This is a genomic window from Zarconia sp. (genome assembly GCF_057467645.1).
Genome location: NZ_JBRJXU010000059.1, coordinates 1 through 17,885 on the forward strand (window position 1 = coordinate 1; position 17,885 = coordinate 17,885).

Below are 17,885 nucleotides of genomic sequence, written 5' to 3' on the forward strand. Positions count from 1 at the left end.
TCATTCCCACCTACAATAGCGATCGCTACATCGTTGCCGCCATCCGCAGCGTGTTGGCGCAAACCTACCCCCACTGGGAAATTCTCGTCATCGATGACGGTTCTCAAGACGAGACGCAGCAAATCTTACAGCCGATCGTAGAGCAATATGGCGATCGCCTGCACTACATCTACCAAACCAATCAGGGGGTATCCGCCGCGCGCAATCGGGGGATTGAAGCCGCAACAGGGGAGTTCGTTGCCTTTCTCGATGCCGATGATATCTTCCTTCCCGACAAACTCGCCGCGCAGATAGCGGTATTCGCCGAACAACCCCAGTTAGGCATGGTGCATAGCGGCTGGCGGCGCGTCGACGCGGCAGGGAACCCCCTGCTGGATGTGGAACCATGGCAGGAGATTCCCACCCTGGATTTAGAATCCTGGTTGCGCTGGAAACCGGTTCTCCCCAGCGCGATGATGTTTCGTCGTCAGTGGTTGGTAGAGGTGGGAGGGTTCGATTCCCGGTTTCCCCCGGCGGAGGATACGGAGTTGGTGTTGCGGTTGGCGCTGCGGGGATGCGAGGCGGCGTGGTTGCGACAGATTACCGTGTTATACCGCCAGCATGCAGATAGCGCCATGTACAAGGGGCTTCCCCAAGCGCGATCGCTCGCGACCGTTTTAGACTATTTCTTCGCCCAGCCGGACGTACCGCCCCATATTCGGCTGCTGGAGCCAGATATTCGCTACAGTACCTGGGTCTGGATCGGTTGGTATCTCTACAATACCGGGCATCTGCTGGAGATGGTGCAAGCGTTGCAGCAGGCGTGGCGATATTCTCCCTATCTTCCTTTAGAAGCAATTATCAATTGGGTGGAGAGTTTCGCGGCGTTCTCGAAAAATATCGGCAAAGTTTTGGATGCTGAGGGGTTGGTAACCTTAGCACAATGGCAGGAAGTGACGGCGTGGGTGAGTCAAAATCATGAAAAATTATCAATTAAAAATTGAATCTATACAAGTTTTGACCCGTCAAAATCAACGAATTTTAACGATTTTCAATATTTAAAAGGCAACAATTCTACTATGGATAGCTTAAGCTCCTACCACAAAATCATTGAGAGTATCCTCACCCGATATTATCAATTCGCAACGGAGCAAGCGAATTTCCATAATCAGTCTGAAGTTAGCGATCGACTCGCCTTAGATAAAAATCGAGGTCAATATCTCTGGTTTAGATTCGGTTGGGATGACCAACAGTTCGTGCAGTATATTATTATGTATCTGAGCATTAAAAACGGCAAAGTTTGGGTCGAACAAGACTCCACAGATTTGTGTGTGGTTGACGATCTCCTAGCTGCTGGTATTCCCTCAAAAGATATCGTTCTCGGCTTTCATCATCCCAACAAACGGAAACTCACAGAGTTTGCTTGAAATCGAGTCTGGGTAATATTATCTTGACTCCGAAAGATCGATCCAATCTCGAACAAAACTACCCATTTTCTTCCATCACCAACCGCAGCAAATAGGGAGTGGCATCTGCAAGGAGTGCCGGTTGATTCAATGCTAGCGCTGTAATCATCGTGCCTTGTAGCGTACCGATAATGTGCTTTGCGAGGGTTGCAGCATCGGAGCGATCGCCGAGCGCAATCGTTGTCCAATCAATCAGTTGCTGATAAAACTGTTTCACCGCTTCGGAAACCACCGGGGGTAAATCCAAACTGGCGGCTCCCAAAACGCAACAGAGACAGGGCACTTTGTCGTGGTTTAATGCATTTTGATACCCCAAGCAGAGCCGCCCAATTCGCACCTCAACTGACTCTTCAGGGCGATCGGGTGCATCGAGAAATTCGAGCAGGCGATCGGTATAGCGTTCCACCACCGCGCGTCCCAAATCCGCTTTCTGAGGGAAATGGTAGTGGACGCTCGATCCCTTAATCCCCACATCGGCAGCGAGATCTCGATAGCTCACCGCACCGAAGCCGCCGCGCCGCATCCGGACTTCAGCAGCATCGAGGATTTCGTTGGCTTTCTGGGAGTAGTTTGGCTTTGGCATCATTTCACAACTCGTTCTTAGATTATCTAACCAGGATTGACGCAAAGCTTCTATGGGTTGGGTTTTGAGGATGAATTGCACTTTATTCTAACGAACGTTAGATAGAGGTTGACAAGTTATTTTTTTTGAGTGAGGATAGATTTGTCTGACGAACGTTAGATAGACAAAATAACTATTACGCAAAACTCACAGTGAAAGTTTACGAATATCAAGGCTTCCCCAATCCCTACCGAGTCCGCGTTGCCCTGGCAGAAAAGGGGTTAACCGATCGCGTCGAGTTCGTTCAGGTGGACGTACCCGGTGGCGAACACAAGCAACCGGAATTTTTGGCGAAGAATCCAGCCGGAACCGTTCCGGTACTGGAGTTAGACGATGGCACGACGATCGCCGAATGCACCGCGATTACCGAGTATCTCGACCACCTCGCCGGAGAGCCGGTACTGACAGGACGATCGCCCAAAGAACGCGCCCTCATTCACATGAGCCAGCGTCGTACCGAAGCCAATCTGCTCGATGCCGTCGGCACCTATTTCCACCACGCCACCCCCGGACTCGGAGCCGAAATTGAAGGCTATCAAAACAAGGAATGGGGTGAGAAGCAGCGAGAACGGGCGATCGCAACCATGCATCGCCTCAATGAAACTTTGGCCGAGCAACCGTATATCGCTGGCGAGAACTTTTCCGTTGCCGATATCACCGCCATGGCCGGGTTTGCCTTCGCCGACTTCTGCGAGATCGAAATTCCAGAAGAAGCGACTCACCTCAAAGCGTGGCGCGATCGCGTCAATAGCCGTCCCAGTGCGAAGGCTTGATAGGGAGAAGCAGGGGGAGAGAATGAAAAATTAAAAATGCGTCTTGGAAAGTTGAACGGGACTCAAACCGACACCGCTCACTTTCCGCAAAATTAAAAATTCATACTCCCCATCCTCCCTCATTGCAAAGTTGACAGAGTACTATACCGGAGGTTCTCGTGGAACTCAATGCCGATTTTTCCCAGCGCGTTATCGTTCGCAGCGCCGATATCGACTGGCAGCCCTCGCCAATGCCCGGAGTCGAACGGCGAATGCTCGATCGGATTGGTGATGAAAAAGCCCGCGCCACATCCATCGTTCGTTACGCCCCCGGTAGCGAGTTTTCCCCACACGTTCACGGGGGAGGTGAAGAGTTTTTGGTTTTGGAGGGAGTGTTCCAAGACGAACATGGCGACTTCGAGGCAGGCAGCTACGTCCGCAACCCGCCCACCTCCAAACATACTCCCGCTTCCGCACCGGGATGCGTTATTTTCGTCAAACTCTGGCAGTTCGATAGTAGCGATCGCACCCACACTCGCATCGATACCCACAAACTCCCGGCAATTCATCCCGCAGGACGATCGGGTGTCGGCGTCAAACCGCTGTTTGCCGACGAACGAGAGCAGGTGCGCTTGGAGATTTGGGAACCGAATACTGTTTGTGAAATCGACGCTGGTGGGGGTTTAGAACTCTTGGTTCTCGATGGCAGTTTGGAGATGCAGGGGGAGAGGTTGCCACGTTACGCTTGGCTGCGCTTGCCCGTTCGATCGCAACTGAAGGCGATCGCCGGTTCAGCCGGTTGTACAGTGTGGATGAAAACCGGGCATCTCGCTTATCCCCATCTGCTCACTGCGCCATCTCGGTAAAAAACCTAAAAAAACTGCAGTTTTATCCACGAATCACTGATAATACAATTGCATGAGTCCCCAAATCGATCGCCCCAATTGGAGAGATGCTCGTGCAAGACATAGAGAATTACTATCAAGTTTCCCCACAACTTGCCACGTCGGGACAACCGAGTCGATCGCAATTTCAAGAGATTGCCGATGCCGGGTACGATGCCGTCATCAATTTAGCACTCCCGACATCGGATAACGCGATCGCCGATGAAGGAGCGATCGTCACCGGGGCGGGGATGGCGTACTTTCAGATTCCTGTTGTTTGGGAAGCACCGAAACTCGAAGAAGTCCGTCTTTTTTTCGGGTTGATGCAGTCCCTAGACGCTCGAAAAGTTTGGGTCCATTGTGCCAAAAATATGAGAGTTTCTTGTTTTATCTATTTGTGGCAAAAATACGTTTTAAACTTGCCCGAATCGGAAGCACTTTATCCCATGAATCAAATTTGGCAGCCGGAAGGGGTTTGGCAGCAACTGATAAGTGACGCCCGATCGGAATGGGGTTAGGCGATCGATACGGAGACTCGATCTGTGCTATTCCGTGCATAGAATACGATTTTCTAACCTATCGGAGAATAGCTGTCGAAAATGATTCAATGACGGCGATCGCATCTCTAATTCTGCGGAAACTTCGATGAACAAAGAACACATTCATATCTATCGCGTACAAACGAGCTGGACGGGAGCAAGTCAGGGGGCAACTTCCGACTACAAATCTTATTCCCGCGAATATACATCCACCGTCGAAGGGAAACAGCCTCTGCTGGGTTCGGCAGACCCCACCTTTCGCGGCGATGCCTCCCTCTACAACCCGGAAGAATTGCTAGTGATGTCCCTCTCCTCTTGCCACATGCTCAGCTACCTGGCACTGTGCGCGCGGGCGGGAATTTGGGTGGTATCCTATACCGACGAAGCGATCGGGAAAATGGTGTGTCAAGATGGCAAAATTCGCTTTACAGAAGTGATATTGCACCCTCAAGTTACCATCGAATCTCCAGATAATTTAGAAGCCGCGCGCGAGTTGCACCATCAAGCTGGGGAAGAGTGTTTTATCGCCAATTCCGTGGCTTTTCCGGTGCTGCACGAACCGAAAATTTGCTCGAACGGGCGAACTGATGTCAACTGATACCAACCGAATTTGGATTCTCGATACCACCCTGCGAGATGGAGAACTCGCGCCGGGGGTGGAGATGACGCTAGCGCAGAAAATCGAACTGGCGCAATTCCTCGAAGGGGTGGGTGTCGATATCGTAGAAGTGGGGTATCCGGGACGGTTCGATCGCGATTTTGAGGCGATTCGCCAGGTCTCCCAACGCCTGCAACGGGCGATCGTTTGCGGATTGGCGGGGGGGACACAAGCTGAAATTCTCACCCTGGCAAAAGCCTTAGAACCAGCGCAAAAGGCCCGAATTCACCTCTATACCAACGTTCGTCTGACTCCGAAGCAAAATCGGACGCAAGTCTTAGAAACGATCGCCACTCAGATTGCCTTGGCGCGCCGATACTGCGACGATGTAGAGTGGTCGGCGTTCGATGCCACCCGCGCTCAACCCGAATTTTTGCACCGCGCCATTGAAGTTGCAATTGCCAGCGGTGCCACCACTATCAATATTCCCGATAGTATGGGATTGGCAGCGCCACCGGAATTTTCTGGTTTGATTCGCAGCATCATCACAGAAGTGGAAAACATCGATCGCGCCATCCTTTCGGTACATTGTCACAATGACAAGGAAATAGCAGTCGAAAACTCGATCGCCGCCATCGATGCGGGAGTTCACCAAATTGAATGTTCCCTGCGGGGTTTAGGGGCGCGAAAAGGGAATGCCGATCTAGAAGAAGTGGCGATCGCCATTCTAAACTGTTGGGGCGATCGAATTGCGGTGAATCCCGCAGCGATTGCTACCGCAGCCAACTTTGTCGATACGATCCTCTCCAAATCCCGCCAATCCCCTTAGATGGAAACCATGAATCCGATCGATTTGCCATCAAGTTGGTACAATGAGTTTCAGGGTGGCCGATCGAGGGATTCGATCGATAAAAAAACGTGCTTGCAGATGCGTCGAATTTACGCTTTAAAGTTCGATTTTGATGAAACGTGCCGGAGAAACGATCCGCCTCCATCGGGTCAGCGACCCTAACATCGTTCTATGATTCCAACCATTTCAACAATTCCGATCGCCGAACTTGCCTCGGGCGACATCCTTTCGATACAAGTCTACAAGTTTGTGGGGGCAAAGCCGGGAAAAAAAGCTTATTTGCAAGCCAACCTACACGGCGCGGAAATTGTCGGCAATGCAGTCATTTCTCAACTCATCGAATTTCTCGGTACGTTAGATGAGACGCAGTTAAATGGGGAGATTTGGCTGGTTCCCACCTGCAATCCCCTGGGTACAAATCAACGATCGCATCACTTTTCCAGCGGACGCTACAATCCCTATGATGGGAAGGATTGGAATCGTATTTTTTGGGACTACGAAAAAGAAGGAGAAGAAATTTCAGAATTTGCCCAAAATAATCTTGATTTAGAACCGAGTCAAATCCGAGAAAATTACCGTAAACAAATAAAAAACTGCTTCGATCGAGTGGTTGCAAAACAAGAAAAACCCAGTAGCGTTTCTTTTAGCGATCGATATCGATATCGCCTGCAAGCCTTGTGTTTGGATGCCGACTACGTCATCGACCTCCACAGCAGTACGAACCAATCGATCGATTATCTTTACTGTTTTCAAGGGCAAGAAGAAAGCGCCCGGTATTTCTTGCTCGATTCGAGTATTCTCTTCAACGAATACGACGGTCAGGCTTTTGATGAAGCCTTTTTAAAAGCTTGGTTGGCACTAGAAGCTGAATTTGAAAAGCTCGGGAAATCGGTAAAACTCGATGTCGAATCCTGGACAGTCGAATTGGGTTCGGGGATGCAAATTAACCCCGATTCCGTCTTTCGCGGAGTCCGGGGAATTAAGAATTATTTGTCCTACAAAAAAATCCTTGATATTCCTGGATTTCCCCTCTATCAAAGCCTATCTCAAAAACTCGAATTTACCCCCAAAAGTCAGGTAAAAGGCTACTACGCCTCACGGGGGGGGATGATTCGATCTCGCGTCGATCTCGGCACTCACATCCAAGCCGGACAACTTCTTTACCAAATTCTCTGTTTCAACAAAACTGGTCGCTTACCGGAGATTATCGACGTTTTTGCAGAAGCCTCGGGACGAGTATTTCAAGTTTCCACCAACCACGCCGTGAATGAGGGAGAATACGTTTTGGGCGTGATGGAGTTAAGTCATAACGCAACGAGCGATCGACTTTGAGTGATATCCAGTTCGGATAATTCGTGACAAATAGACTTCTGGTGGAAAAGGGTTAATGTTTAAGGGGGAAAGGGATAAAAAATGTATGAATTCGGTATCTAAATTGATTTTATTTTTGATTTCTGGAGAGATCTAATAAGCGCAACCCGATCCATCTCTTCTTTAAGTCTCTCGGTCGGCGTTCCCCATGCTCCCGATGCCCCCGATTCTCACCACAACTGTCATTTTATAGCGCTTCGCGCTGGTGTATTTACACAAATCGAAGAAATAGGTATTTTCCATTCCCCATGACTGAAAATTTGTAATGATACCGGCCGGGCCTGCTATAAGTATTCAACCGAACTCGATCTTAAGGATTTAGTTCTCGATCGCTCCAAGTTCCATCGTCTTGACGTTGGTAAAGCACGCGATCGTGAGGACTCGATCGCAGTTGTAAGAGATCGACCCACTCAGCATCGAGCAGGAGCAGACAAAACTGTGGCAATGGCTCGATCGAATCGACTTGCAATCCCTCAAAAGCTTCGATTTGAGTGCGAGGTTCCCCCGGAGGCGGCCAGGCAAACCCCTCTCGAGCGCGATCGGATAACTTTTCCCAGGCTGTGCGACGTGCCTGCTGCAATTGTATGTTGTCGCAATCGGCACTCACCAATATCAATTGACCCGACAAGCGAAACTGCTCGCGGGTTTTTGGAAAATACCAGCAGGCTTCTGCCCAAGCATTTCTTTGAATGTGTACCACCTTCTCAGAGCGACCGTCCGTCACAAACTGGAGTCGATCGGAGTGCTGGCAAAATCCCCGAAACACGACCGTTCGGTTTGCCGGTCGTCCGTCCGATCGAACCGTCGCCAGTTGTAAGTAACGAGCGTGGGAAAGGTTTCGATTGCGATGAAGTGCCGCCGTCAGGAGCGATCTCCAAGGAGCAATAGACATAAGTTTGAGATCGATTCGGGTCGACGTATTGGGTTGGGGTCAAAGTCGGGAGAGCTTGAGGGATTGCCGGGAGAGAGCGGACGAGCATCTCGCTCGAATTATCCCATCATGGGTCGCTGCACCATCGGATCTCCCCAGTGTGAGTTCTGGATTCCGTGCTGCCTCATTCAAAACCCAGAGGTTTCCCCAAGCTTTCCCCATCCAGGGTATATCGATGAGAAACGGTTAAATGGCCGGGACGCGCTGGTATACCCGCTCGACAATTTCCGCCAAACGCCGCATCCCCGTCGCAATTTCCGAGTTCGTTGCCGTCAAACTCACCCGCAGGCACTGTTTCTTGTGAGGCCAATCTTCCTGAAGTCCGGGGAAGAAAGACTCGCCAGGAACGACAATCACTCCCACTTCTTTAATTTGTTGGTAGAGTTCCCAATCGGTAATCGGTAAATCTTTGAACCACAACCAAGCAAAAATTGCCCCCTCTCCCCGATGTAAAAACCAGGGAACATCTTTGGGCATCGCTTGGTTGAGGGTTTCTTCAAGGACCTCAAATTTCTGCTGGTAGTGGGGGCGAATGACGTGGGTGGCAATATCGCTCAACCCCCCCGATGCGATCGCCCGGGCCGCGATCGCTTGTCCGTAGCGGGAGGAGTGAATGCACAAATTCGTCTGGAACGATTGCAGTGCCTGAATCACCGGTTCCTCGCCGATCGCAATGCCGATGCGTTCCCCCGGCAACCCAGCTTTCGAAAGACTCATGCAGTGGATCGCATTACCGCCAAACACGGGGGTCATTTCCGTAAAGTTCAATGCCGGAAAGGGTGGGGCGTAAGCCGAATCGATTAACACCGGAACGTCAAATGCATTGGCGAGGGCTTGAATTTTATTCACTTCCTCATCAGTGAGGACGTTCCCCGTGGGGTTGCAGGGACGAGAGAAAATAACGCAGCCGGTGGTTTCGTCAATTTCTAACTGACTGAAATCCGGGCGGTATTTAAACTGATGCCCGGCTTCATCCACTTCCAGTGCCGGTTTGTAGGAAACCACAGCTTCGGGGACTAAGCTCACCCCGCCATACCCCGTATAGTCTGGACTGAGGGGCAAGACAATTTTTTTGAGCTGTCCGTCAGAGGTATACCCACCGAAGGCATTCGCCGCAAAAAAGTAAATCGCCTGAGAACCGGGGGTAATTAAGATATTGCGACTGTTGAGGTTGAGACCGTATCGAGCGTTGAAATCCTCAATCACTGCATCGATTAAGGGTTGATACCCCTGACTCGAACCGTAGCGACAGACAACTTCACCATATTCCGAACTCGAAAGTAAATCAGCAGTACAGTCGCGCCACAATTGCTCGACTTCCGGCAAAATCACCGGGTTCCCCGCACTCAAGTTAATAAATTCTCGACCTCGATCGGCTTCTAGGGTTTCGATAATATCTTTCATAATTGCCCGCACCCCGGTGAGGTGGGACATCTGTTCGCCAAATCGAGTGAGACTGGGATTCATAACTCTTTAAATTGCGTCTTGAATTGCGTTTTGAATTGCGTCAACGATGGAGCGCGCGATGGTTAATCGTGTAATACCACTTTACAAGTAAAATGACGGGGCGAGAAGATTCTGATAATGCCGTCGTAGCAAAGCTTCTCCCGGCTAAGTTCTGCCTCGACTCCGACTTGTCTGTAGCGCCATCGGAAGTCCCCCACCGCAAAAGTTTCCACGATCTGAAAGGTTTGGGGGTGAGATCGAGTTCAGATGATTCGTTCTCACGAGCGAGAAATTTCACATCGTCTTGATTTCTCTCCCGATGCTCCCCATCCCCCCGAAGCTCTTGATTCTCAGCCCAACGAAAACGGTCAGTACGCGATCTTCGGGAGCGATCGAAATCTAAAGATTTTATGGTAGCCGCGAAGGCCATCGAGGGGTGTCATACAATGACTAGTGCAGCGCGGCAGAAATAAGTACCCAGTTCTCAACCGCACAAAGCTATGCATAGTAAGCATTTTTAATTTTTAATGCGCGCATTTTTAATTCTGCGTAGCAGTACGAGCGATCGTATCGCCAGGATTCGATCGAATGCCGATTATCCATCAAGATCGAGGAGTACGATCGTGAAAAATGTATTTTGGGTGGGTTTGTTCTGCTTGATGCTACCGGTGATGGGATGCTCGAATCCCTCAGCATCTCAGAAAGAAGCAGAAGTTCAACCGTTGATGGCTGGGGCAATTCCCGATCGCGACCCCGAAAAGCTGCAGCGACTCTACAGTAAGTTAGCGGTCTATTTAGAGCAAGAGTTGGGGGTTCCGGTAGAATACAAACCCGTGACCGATTACGCCGCTGCCGTGACCGCTTTTAAGGTCGGGGATTTGGATTTAGTTTGGTTTGGCGGACTGACGGGGGTGCAAGCTCGGCTACAGGTTCCCAACGCAGAGGCGATCGCCCAACGGGATATTGACGAAAAATTTACCAGCGTCTTTATCGCCAATGGAGAGAGCGGCATCGAACCGCTCGACACCATAGAAGAACTCAAACAGCTTGAAGGACGTACCTTCACCTTTGGCAGCGAGTCGTCTACTTCAGGACGATTGATGCCCCAGCATTTCTTAGGGAAGGCAGGGGTCAGTTTGTCAGATTTTCAGGGGGAAGTGGGTTTTTCCGGTTCTCACGATGCGACCATCACCCTCGTCGAAGCCGGAACCTACGAAGTGGGAGCGCTCAATTCTCAAGTTTGGCAAGATCGGGTGGAAACGGGAGAGGTCGATCTCGATCGCGTGCAAGTGATTTGGCAAACCCCCACTTACTACGATTATCACTGGGTCGTCAATCCAAAAATCGAAGAACGCTACGGGGAGGGTTTTGTTGAGAAAGTGCAACAGGCCCTATTTAAGCTAGATCCCACCGTCCCAGAACATCAAGAGATTCTCGAACTCTTTGGAGCCGACAAGTTTATCTCGACGAAGAATGAGAACTACACTGAGATCGAAGCGGTCGGACGGGAAATCGGGAAAATTCAGTAGCTGTGACTGTGGTTCGATCGGAGCGATCTACGATCTCGAAGTAGTTCTCGAACGCTGAGAATGTAGGGAAATTCTCAGCATTCTTGAATTTGCTTCCCATTTCTGTTTACCCCGAGCATTGCGCGTTCTCACGATTCTCAAACCTGGACGGCAGCACGCTGGATGGGACGATGTTCGATCGAATGATGGCTCGCAATGGGAGCAACGGCTAGATATTTTTGCAGTGTCGCCACGATCTTTTTCTTCTGAATGGGTTTGCTCAGACAATCTGATGCGCCCAACAAGCGACCCCGCAGAGACTCGAGCCGATTGCCCGTTAAGATCGCAATTTCGACCGCTTGAAGTGCGGACACCCGACGAATTTGAGTGCAGAGTTCGTATCCGCTGACCACAGGCATTGTTAAATCCATAAAAATGAGGTCGGGTTTGCGATCGATGAGCAAACCTAACGCTCGTACGGAATCTTGAATGGCAAGGAAATCGTAACCGGCTTTGGTGACAATTTGCTCCATTTCCCAGCAAATTTTGTAACTGTCATCGACACAAGCCACGAGGGGTTTTTGTCGCACGATCGCTATCTGGCTGCTGGAACTAGCATTCAGCAGCAGACCCGGACGTGGAAAATCCGGTAGGGATGCCAAACGAATAAATCCTTTGCGAATTAAACCGCTCAACGAGCGGATGACAGTGACTTCGTCTTGCTTCAAAACACTGGCAATATCCCGAAATGTCCGCTTGCCGTTGATGAGTTTTGCAAGACGAGCGTAGGCTTGGGGAGAGGTTTTTTGCTGGAGTCGATCGATATCTTGTAACTGGGGAGCCGCTTGCAGTAAAAGAGAACCGAGTTTGGCGTTTTGCCAAGTTGCCCACCTCTGGGATAGTTGTTTTAAAATCGGCTTAATACTGAGTAATGTCAGGATTCCCATCGCTGACTGCGTTAAGTCGCTACATTCTTCTTTGTAAGATAATGAAGTCTGCGCTTCGTACTGAACGATATCGAACAGAACTTCGAGCGCAATTTGAGAAATGACATCTTTGGCCTGTTCTTTAGTTATTTTTTTTCTTAAAAGTAAGACGTTAATAACTTGATAGTCCCAGCCGTATTCAAAATCACTTTGCTCTCGCAGTGTCATCATCTCTAAGCGGAGGCGCGGATATTGCTTAGATAGATGGCGATACAAGCGTCGCACGACATGATGACCGCCGGTTGCCCAAATCAAACGTCCTACGCACAGGTGTAGCGTCCAACTTTTTCCCGAGGGCATATAGATTTTGAGCTGACCCGTAAAGAGATTTTGTTCTTTAAGGGCAAGTTGATGAACTAGACTTTGAAGATTACTTTTTTTGAGTTCTGAAACCATAAGCTTCCTTGTCTAAGCCCTAAGTTTATTTTTAAAATTTTATCGATATAATTCTTCGGTCGTTGCTACAGTTTTCAATGGAAAAATATTTCGATTTTTAGAATAAAAAATGAAAATTATAGCAATTAAAAAAAATTATATAAACAACAATAGCAAGATTTGCGATCTCGTACTTTTGCACTCCATCTTACACTTTTGCACTCCATCTTACACTTTTGCGAAACGATTGCCGCTAGGCATAGCATTTGGCTTGGGAGATCTTCAAGATAGATGCAAAAATATAGGATTGCCAACTTTTAGGCATTATCTTATATAAAAACTATGGTAAAACTGATATGTCATCAATGCCATCAGTGATTTTGCTGAATTTTTCCATGGCAAATCTAAAGCGATACCGATGGTTCCGTTAAATCCCAGATAAAGTTATAAAATTTAAGTAGGCTTTCTTTATTAAAAAGATATAAATATATAAAAATATTATACGTCTATTTTTTTCTCGGTGTTTGTCCCAACATTACTCGTCGGTTGAAAAATTATCTGGCTCGAATATTATGCCTCGATTTCCATCCCATCGATCGCGATCCAAAATTATTTGAATTCATTGGATGGTGAAGGTGGCATCGTTTTGATTGCCGTTGTCAAACCGGCTGTTTCTGAAGGGGGAGAAGAAAGATATTTTTCAATCGCCAATAATACTTTATCTTCTCGAATGGGTTTCGACATAAACCCCGAAGCTCCAACTAATTTAGCGCGAACGCGATCGACAATTCCATCTTGACTGGTTAAGATAATAATTGGGGTTTGCTGGAGTTCTGAGACCCGACGCAGTTGCGTGCAGAGTTCGTAGCCATTCACAACTGGCATCATCAAATCCAAGAAAATTAGGTTGGGTTTGCTCTCAACGACTGTAAATAAGGCACGCAGGGGATCTTGAATTTTAATGAGCCGATGACCGGCTTTTTTGAGAATTTTTTGAAGCTGCCAGCCGATTTGACGACTATCATCGACACAAGCAATTAAGTGTCGATTTTTGATCAAGTCGGAAGAGCGAGTTCGGACAGATTTTACCGGTGGTTGAGGACGAGGAAGATCCGGAAGCTCCACCAGACGCACCAATCCCTTCTGGATGAGAGGAAAGAGCGATCGAACCACCACCATTTCCTCCTTTTTCATTAATTTTGCCAATCCCCGCAGCGTTCGTTTGCCATCAATGAGCTTGACCAAATTTTTATAGGCTCTTGGGGATGTTTTGCGCTTGAGCACCTTCACATCGCTTAAAACTGGAGCCAGATGTAGTAGAAAAAAACCTAAATTTGCTTTTTGCCATGCCTTCCAATGACCTAAGGTTTTGACCGTCACTTCTTCAACATCGAGCAAAGTCAAAACACCCGTGACGGCTTCCGATAAATCTTGAATTGTATGATAGTCGTAGGTTAAAAATTCGATAAACTGATGGTATTGTAAAATATCAAATAAAACTTCAGAAACGAGACGAGAAACAATAATTTTTGCATCTTCTTTAGAAATGGATTGTCGGCACACCAAGATCGTCAAAACTTGGTAATCCCATCCACATTCACGCTCGTCATCATCTCGAATGGCCAGCATATCAAATTCAATTTGCGGGCATTGTCTAGAAATGTGTCGGTACAATCGCCGAACGAGATGCTTGCCTCCTGTTGCCCAAACCAGATATCCCGCTCGGAAGTGAAGCGTCCACTGCATATCTGAGGGAGCCTGGATCAGCATTTGACCTGTAAACTGATTTTGCTTTTGCAGGATTAACTGTTGAATCAGGCTTTTATTAGACTTTTGTTTAACATTAACCACTATATTCGCTCCACCCGTTAATTCTTGACGATCTTATAACGATCCGATTATCAATTTTGAGTTGATAGGGTTTCCCCTCACGGGAATCCGAGCTGCTATTGGTCATCATAGCGAAGTTTATGCAGGTGTTTGTGAAAGCTCCGGGGATAGCGCGCGATCGAAAGTGCAAATTTTAGTCGATGATTCTGATGGACGGGTCTACCCCATATCAATTGTGAAGCGCGATCGCGCAAGACTCTTTCGCTGTTGCCAACCACTTCTTGGAGGCATTTTAACCGGGAAGCGCGGTTGATTGCATCTTTCTTCCGATTGACGCTCGAGATCGGCATCTCTGGTCAAGGTCCGGCTTCGTTCTGTTAGAGGCGAGAGCGGGGCAATCGGATTGGATAAGTCGTGCAGGGGAGACTCGACGAGCGAGGGAGAATATAATCGCTCGAATGGTATCTTGCGATCGGGTTGGCCCCTCAAGAACCTCTTTGCCTTGCCTGGGGCTTAATTGAGTGAGTTCGTTGAAAGGGAAAAACCGTGGGTATTTTTGAGAATATACCCCATTAGAAATTGAAAGTGCACCAAAATTTACTAAAGTTTCGACAAAGTTTTCTCGATCGCTGATGAAATGGGAATACACTGCCCCCATTCACCTGCAAAAATACGGAGACTCTCACAGAGCTTTTCTTTGAGTCGATCGGTACAATACAATCGAATCGTTTTTTCGATTTGGGCAATTCTATCTCGGTCATGGTACAACTCAAGCCAAGTGAGATCTTCAGACTCGAGCGAGTTTCTTTACAATTCGGACGGCACTCGGCTTTAACGGAGATTAGCTTAACAATTCACGCCGGGGAGCGAGTTGCCTTGGTCGGGTCGAGCGGAGCGGGAAAAAGTAGCCTTCTGAGCTTACTCAATGGAACGCGAGTGCCCAGTGGGGGGCAAATTCAGGTACTCGGTCGCAATTTGTCGCAGCTCGCACCGAAGCAATTACGATCGCTGCAACAACAGGTGGGTACGATCTATCAGCAATTTCACTTAGTCGAGCGACTCTGGGTGATTCACAATGTTAATGCCGGTATGCTCGGTCGCTGGTCTTGGCTCGAAGCGGCAATTTCTTTATTTTGGCCGTTGGGAGTCGAGACAGCGACTGCCGCTCTGACCCAAGTGGGAATTCCCGATAAACTCTACGAGCGGATCGATCGACTCTCGGGAGGGCAACAGCAGCGCGTGGCAATCGCTAGAGTTCTGGTGCAAAATCCTGCGGTCATTCTGGCTGACGAGCCGATTTCGAGTCTCGATCGAGAAAATAGTCGGGAAGTGCTCGATTTACTCGTCGATTTGAGCCGAAAAATGGGAAAAACTCTGGTGATGAGCCTTCACGATATCGAATTGGCCCGCAGTCATTGCGATCGAACGATCGGTTTGCGCGGAGGTCGCATCGTCTTCGATGTCCCCAGCTCTAACTTATCTCGAGCACAACTCGACGCTCTTTATCGTATCGATTAACTCGGGTGTGGGGTGTGGGGTTTAGGTTTTTTACAATTGAGCTCAACGAAAATTCAAGGGTTCGGCTCACGATCGCTCTCCCAGCTCCCCCCACTCGCCTCCACCCTCGATCGCGAACGAGCGCAGTGGCTATACCGGCAAATCCCTAACGACCTTGCATGGCTTTCTGATAAGCCGGACGATTTTGGATACCTTCGATGTACTTTACCACTGCCGGATAATCGCTCAAGTCCAGTTGGAGCATCATGGGAATGTAAGCCAGAATCGAGCCGACGGCAACATCCACCACCCCAAAGCGATCGCCGAGCATATAGGGTTGGGATGCAAAAATTGTATCTAGGGGAGCCAGCAAACGGTCTTTTTCCCGTTCTCGGGTGGCTTCGACAAAAATGCCCGGTCCGAGGGTTGCATTGGCAAATAACACCCACTGGTCGACGATCGCTTGCTCGGCGATCGACTCCGGCATCTGACCGTACTTTCGCGCCAGATACAGCAAAATTGCCCCGGATTCCCACAGTTTTAAATCTCCATCTTCGATCGCGGGAACTTTACCGATGGGATTAATCGCAAGAAATTCGGGTTTGAGGTGCTCGCTCGATCGCATATCCAGTAGCACGAACTCGTAGGGAACCCCAAGCTCTTCGAGATACCAGCGTACGATCGTTGCTCTGCTGCGCGCACCACCATAAAGTTTAATCATCGATCGATATTCCAATTGGTTCGATGGCCTTTCCTAGCATATCGAAGTTCGAGTTGAGATCGACGATCGCGACACCACCGATACGTACCGATACATGGGGTGAAGATTGACAATTGACTCCGATACGATCGGACAGCCACAAAGACGATCTAACCAATGTGACAAAATAGAAGCACGATCGAGATCTCGATCGCTGCAAGTTGCATAGAAAGGATAACGCTAGGATGGAAAGTGTCAATTTAGCGAACCCCGAAGCCAATTTAACCTTCGCTTGGAGTGCCGCAGATATTGCTGGGAATCGATCGCGACCCTCGTTCTCCAACGCATCTTTACAAAGCTTATTCGACCTCATCGCTCGAGTTCGATCTTTGCAACCCCGTCCCGAATCGATGCATTTACAGTGCCTCGCCTTCCAAGCGGTCACCGCTCTGCAAACGCGCGCCGATGAAGATATCGAGACCTGGGCCGCCCAACTGGCTGGCGATGTCGTCGAAACCATCGATTGACCCGAATGTATCCGTCAGATTGTCCGGAGTGGGAATATGCCGATTTCCCCAATCGAGAGATAATCCTCAAACGGAAAACGATCGACCTTCTCGTTCAGCTTCGCCGTCAGGAAATCGATTCTGCCTCGATCGCCATCGATTCTCGCTCGGTGCATCGACATCTATTCTCCGAACTCACCCCACCCGAGTGCGAGTATTTTGCTGGCAACTATCGCGGCTCGGATTTTCACTGTCTCAAACACTATAATATCGACGTCAAAGGCGATGCTCGCGTTGGTGCGCATCCGCAGATCGTCGGGGAACGAATGCAGCAGCTTTCCGAAACGATTCAGTTCGGACTGGAAGTTTTGGATATGACTCACCCGAAATCGGGTCCGCAGAATCGCAAAGTCAAGCACTTGCTCGATACGATCGCCGTGGCATGTCGCGTTTTTGAAGAGATTCTTCGGATACATCCCTATGCCAACGGTAACGGTCACGCCGCACGATTTGTGGTTTGGGCGATTCTAGGGCGATACGGCTACTGGCCCAAACGCTTTCCCATCAGTCCGCGACCGCAGGATTTTGCCTACGTCGATAGCCTGGTCAAGTATCGAAATGGCAACCCCGTTCCCTTGCAGGAATATATTCTGAGCTGCATTATTGGTTAATTATCGCTCCCTCGATTCTTTTCGATCGACGAGTCTATCTCGGGAGACATCCCTGGAAACTGAGAAATTTGGTTGGGTTGACCCAATAGTGCCGCACCGAGAACGACCAGCATTCCCAGCATCCCCCATCCGGCAAATCGATCGGGGGAACTTCTTGGCGTGTCGATGGTGCAGTGCTTCGTCCCTCCAAAACATGCATCGAGAAGGGTAGACTCCAAAGGGCGATCGCTCGCCGCACTCCAACGCAACAACTTGAGATCGTCTCCATCAGAAGAGACATGAGTATGAATATTAAACGAAGACATAAGCCTGTAACTGAAAAACCTGGATGTAAAAGCCTGTTGTCACTAAAGACTGGATTTTAAAAGATCGTA

At 49.0% G+C, this 17,885-nt stretch carries 19 protein-coding genes; 12 read left to right on the plus strand and 7 right to left on the minus strand.

The window, feature by feature from the left end; all coding sequences use genetic code 11:
- Positions 1-2 precede the first annotated feature (2 nt).
- Positions 3-983 (plus strand): glycosyltransferase, encoded by a 981-nt coding sequence (locus AC2215_RS08460; protein ID WP_486809536.1) that lies wholly within the window; start codon positions 3-5, stop codon positions 981-983.
- A gap of 75 nt (positions 984-1,058) precedes the next feature.
- Positions 1,059-1,406: a XisI protein gene (locus tag AC2215_RS08465; RefSeq protein WP_486809537.1), complete on the plus strand. Its 348-nt coding sequence runs from the start codon at positions 1,059-1,061 to the stop codon at positions 1,404-1,406.
- Positions 1,407-1,464: 58 nt separating this feature from the next.
- Here AC2215_RS08465 and AC2215_RS08470 read toward each other — a convergent pair whose 3' ends face one another.
- A complete protein-coding gene (locus AC2215_RS08470) occupies positions 1,465-2,031 on the minus strand; it encodes a TetR/AcrR family transcriptional regulator (protein ID WP_486809538.1) in 567 nt (188 codons plus the stop codon).
- A 188-nt stretch (positions 2,032-2,219) separates the two neighbouring features.
- Between AC2215_RS08470 and AC2215_RS08475 the strand changes: the two genes are divergently transcribed.
- The 6 genes from AC2215_RS08475 to AC2215_RS08500 all read left to right on the plus strand — a co-directional run bounded on the left by AC2215_RS08475 (position 2,220) and on the right by AC2215_RS08500 (position 7,022).
- The gene (locus AC2215_RS08475) at positions 2,220-2,840 is read left to right on the plus strand and encodes a glutathione S-transferase family protein (protein ID WP_486809539.1); all 621 of its coding nucleotides are present in this window, start codon (positions 2,220-2,222) and stop codon (positions 2,838-2,840) included.
- 158 nt (positions 2,841-2,998) lie between these two features.
- Entirely contained in the window at positions 2,999-3,685 is a 687-nt protein-coding gene (locus AC2215_RS08480) for a cupin domain-containing protein (RefSeq protein ID WP_486809540.1), read from the plus strand.
- A gap of 92 nt (positions 3,686-3,777) precedes the next feature.
- A complete protein-coding gene (locus AC2215_RS08485) occupies positions 3,778-4,221 on the plus strand; it encodes a protein tyrosine phosphatase family protein (RefSeq protein WP_486809541.1) in 444 nt (147 codons plus the stop codon).
- 127 nt (positions 4,222-4,348) lie between these two features.
- Positions 4,349-4,840, plus strand: a complete 492-nt coding sequence (locus AC2215_RS08490; protein WP_486809542.1) for an OsmC family protein — start codon at positions 4,349-4,351, stop codon at positions 4,838-4,840.
- Entirely contained in the window at positions 4,830-5,669 is an 840-nt protein-coding gene (locus AC2215_RS08495; protein WP_486809543.1) for a beta/alpha barrel domain-containing protein, read from the plus strand. The genes AC2215_RS08490 and AC2215_RS08495 overlap by 11 nt, the downstream gene beginning before the upstream one ends.
- Before the next feature lie 192 nt (positions 5,670-5,861).
- On the plus strand, positions 5,862-7,022 hold the full coding sequence (locus AC2215_RS08500; protein ID WP_486809544.1) for a succinylglutamate desuccinylase/aspartoacylase family protein: 1,161 nt from the start codon (positions 5,862-5,864) through the stop codon (positions 7,020-7,022).
- A 349-nt stretch (positions 7,023-7,371) separates the two neighbouring features.
- Here AC2215_RS08500 and AC2215_RS08505 read toward each other — a convergent pair whose 3' ends face one another.
- Together AC2215_RS08505 and AC2215_RS08510 are read right to left on the minus strand one after the other, a co-directional pair.
- On the minus strand, positions 7,372-7,953 hold the full coding sequence (locus AC2215_RS08505; protein WP_486809545.1) for an Npun_F5749 family FMN-dependent PPOX-type flavoprotein: 582 nt from the start codon (positions 7,951-7,953) through the stop codon (positions 7,372-7,374).
- Between the two features lie 225 nt (positions 7,954-8,178).
- Positions 8,179-9,459 carry a valine--pyruvate transaminase gene (locus AC2215_RS08510; protein WP_486809546.1) on the minus strand — a complete coding sequence of 427 codons (1,281 nt, stop codon included), beginning with the start codon at positions 9,457-9,459 and terminating at the stop codon, positions 8,179-8,181.
- Between the two features lie 602 nt (positions 9,460-10,061).
- Here AC2215_RS08510 and AC2215_RS08515 point away from each other — a divergent pair.
- Positions 10,062-10,967, plus strand: coding sequence for a putative selenate ABC transporter substrate-binding protein (locus AC2215_RS08515; RefSeq protein ID WP_486809547.1), 906 nt, complete (start codon positions 10,062-10,064; stop codon positions 10,965-10,967).
- Positions 10,968-11,104: 137 nt separating this feature from the next.
- On the opposite strand, the gene AC2215_RS08520 is transcribed toward AC2215_RS08515, so the two are convergent.
- Positions 11,105-12,328 (minus strand): response regulator, encoded by a 1,224-nt coding sequence (locus AC2215_RS08520; RefSeq protein ID WP_486809548.1) that lies wholly within the window; start codon positions 12,326-12,328, stop codon positions 11,105-11,107.
- A 588-nt stretch (positions 12,329-12,916) separates the two neighbouring features.
- Positions 12,917-14,158 (minus strand): response regulator, encoded by a 1,242-nt coding sequence (locus tag AC2215_RS08525; protein WP_486809549.1) that lies wholly within the window; start codon positions 14,156-14,158, stop codon positions 12,917-12,919.
- Between the two features lie 738 nt (positions 14,159-14,896).
- Between AC2215_RS08525 and AC2215_RS08530 the strand changes: the two genes are divergently transcribed.
- Positions 14,897-15,655, plus strand: a complete 759-nt coding sequence (locus AC2215_RS08530) for a phosphonate ABC transporter ATP-binding protein (RefSeq protein ID WP_486809550.1) — start codon at positions 14,897-14,899, stop codon at positions 15,653-15,655.
- 145 nt (positions 15,656-15,800) lie between these two features.
- On the opposite strand, the gene AC2215_RS08535 is transcribed toward AC2215_RS08530, so the two are convergent.
- On the minus strand, positions 15,801-16,355 hold the full coding sequence (locus AC2215_RS08535; protein ID WP_486809551.1) for a glutathione S-transferase family protein: 555 nt from the start codon (positions 16,353-16,355) through the stop codon (positions 15,801-15,803).
- A gap of 224 nt (positions 16,356-16,579) precedes the next feature.
- Between AC2215_RS08535 and AC2215_RS08540 the strand changes: the two genes are divergently transcribed.
- Together AC2215_RS08540 and AC2215_RS08545 are read left to right on the plus strand one after the other, a co-directional pair.
- Positions 16,580-16,861 (plus strand): hypothetical protein, encoded by a 282-nt coding sequence (locus tag AC2215_RS08540; protein ID WP_486809552.1) that lies wholly within the window; start codon positions 16,580-16,582, stop codon positions 16,859-16,861.
- Positions 16,862-16,866: 5 nt separating this feature from the next.
- The gene (locus tag AC2215_RS08545; protein WP_486809553.1) at positions 16,867-17,511 is read left to right on the plus strand and encodes a Fic family protein; all 645 of its coding nucleotides are present in this window, start codon (positions 16,867-16,869) and stop codon (positions 17,509-17,511) included.
- Here the strand turns inward: AC2215_RS08545 and AC2215_RS08550 are convergent.
- A complete protein-coding gene (locus AC2215_RS08550) occupies positions 17,508-17,816 on the minus strand; it encodes a hypothetical protein (RefSeq protein ID WP_486809554.1) in 309 nt (102 codons plus the stop codon). The genes AC2215_RS08545 and AC2215_RS08550 overlap by 4 nt on opposite strands.
- Between the last annotated feature and the right edge of the window lie 69 nt (positions 17,817-17,885).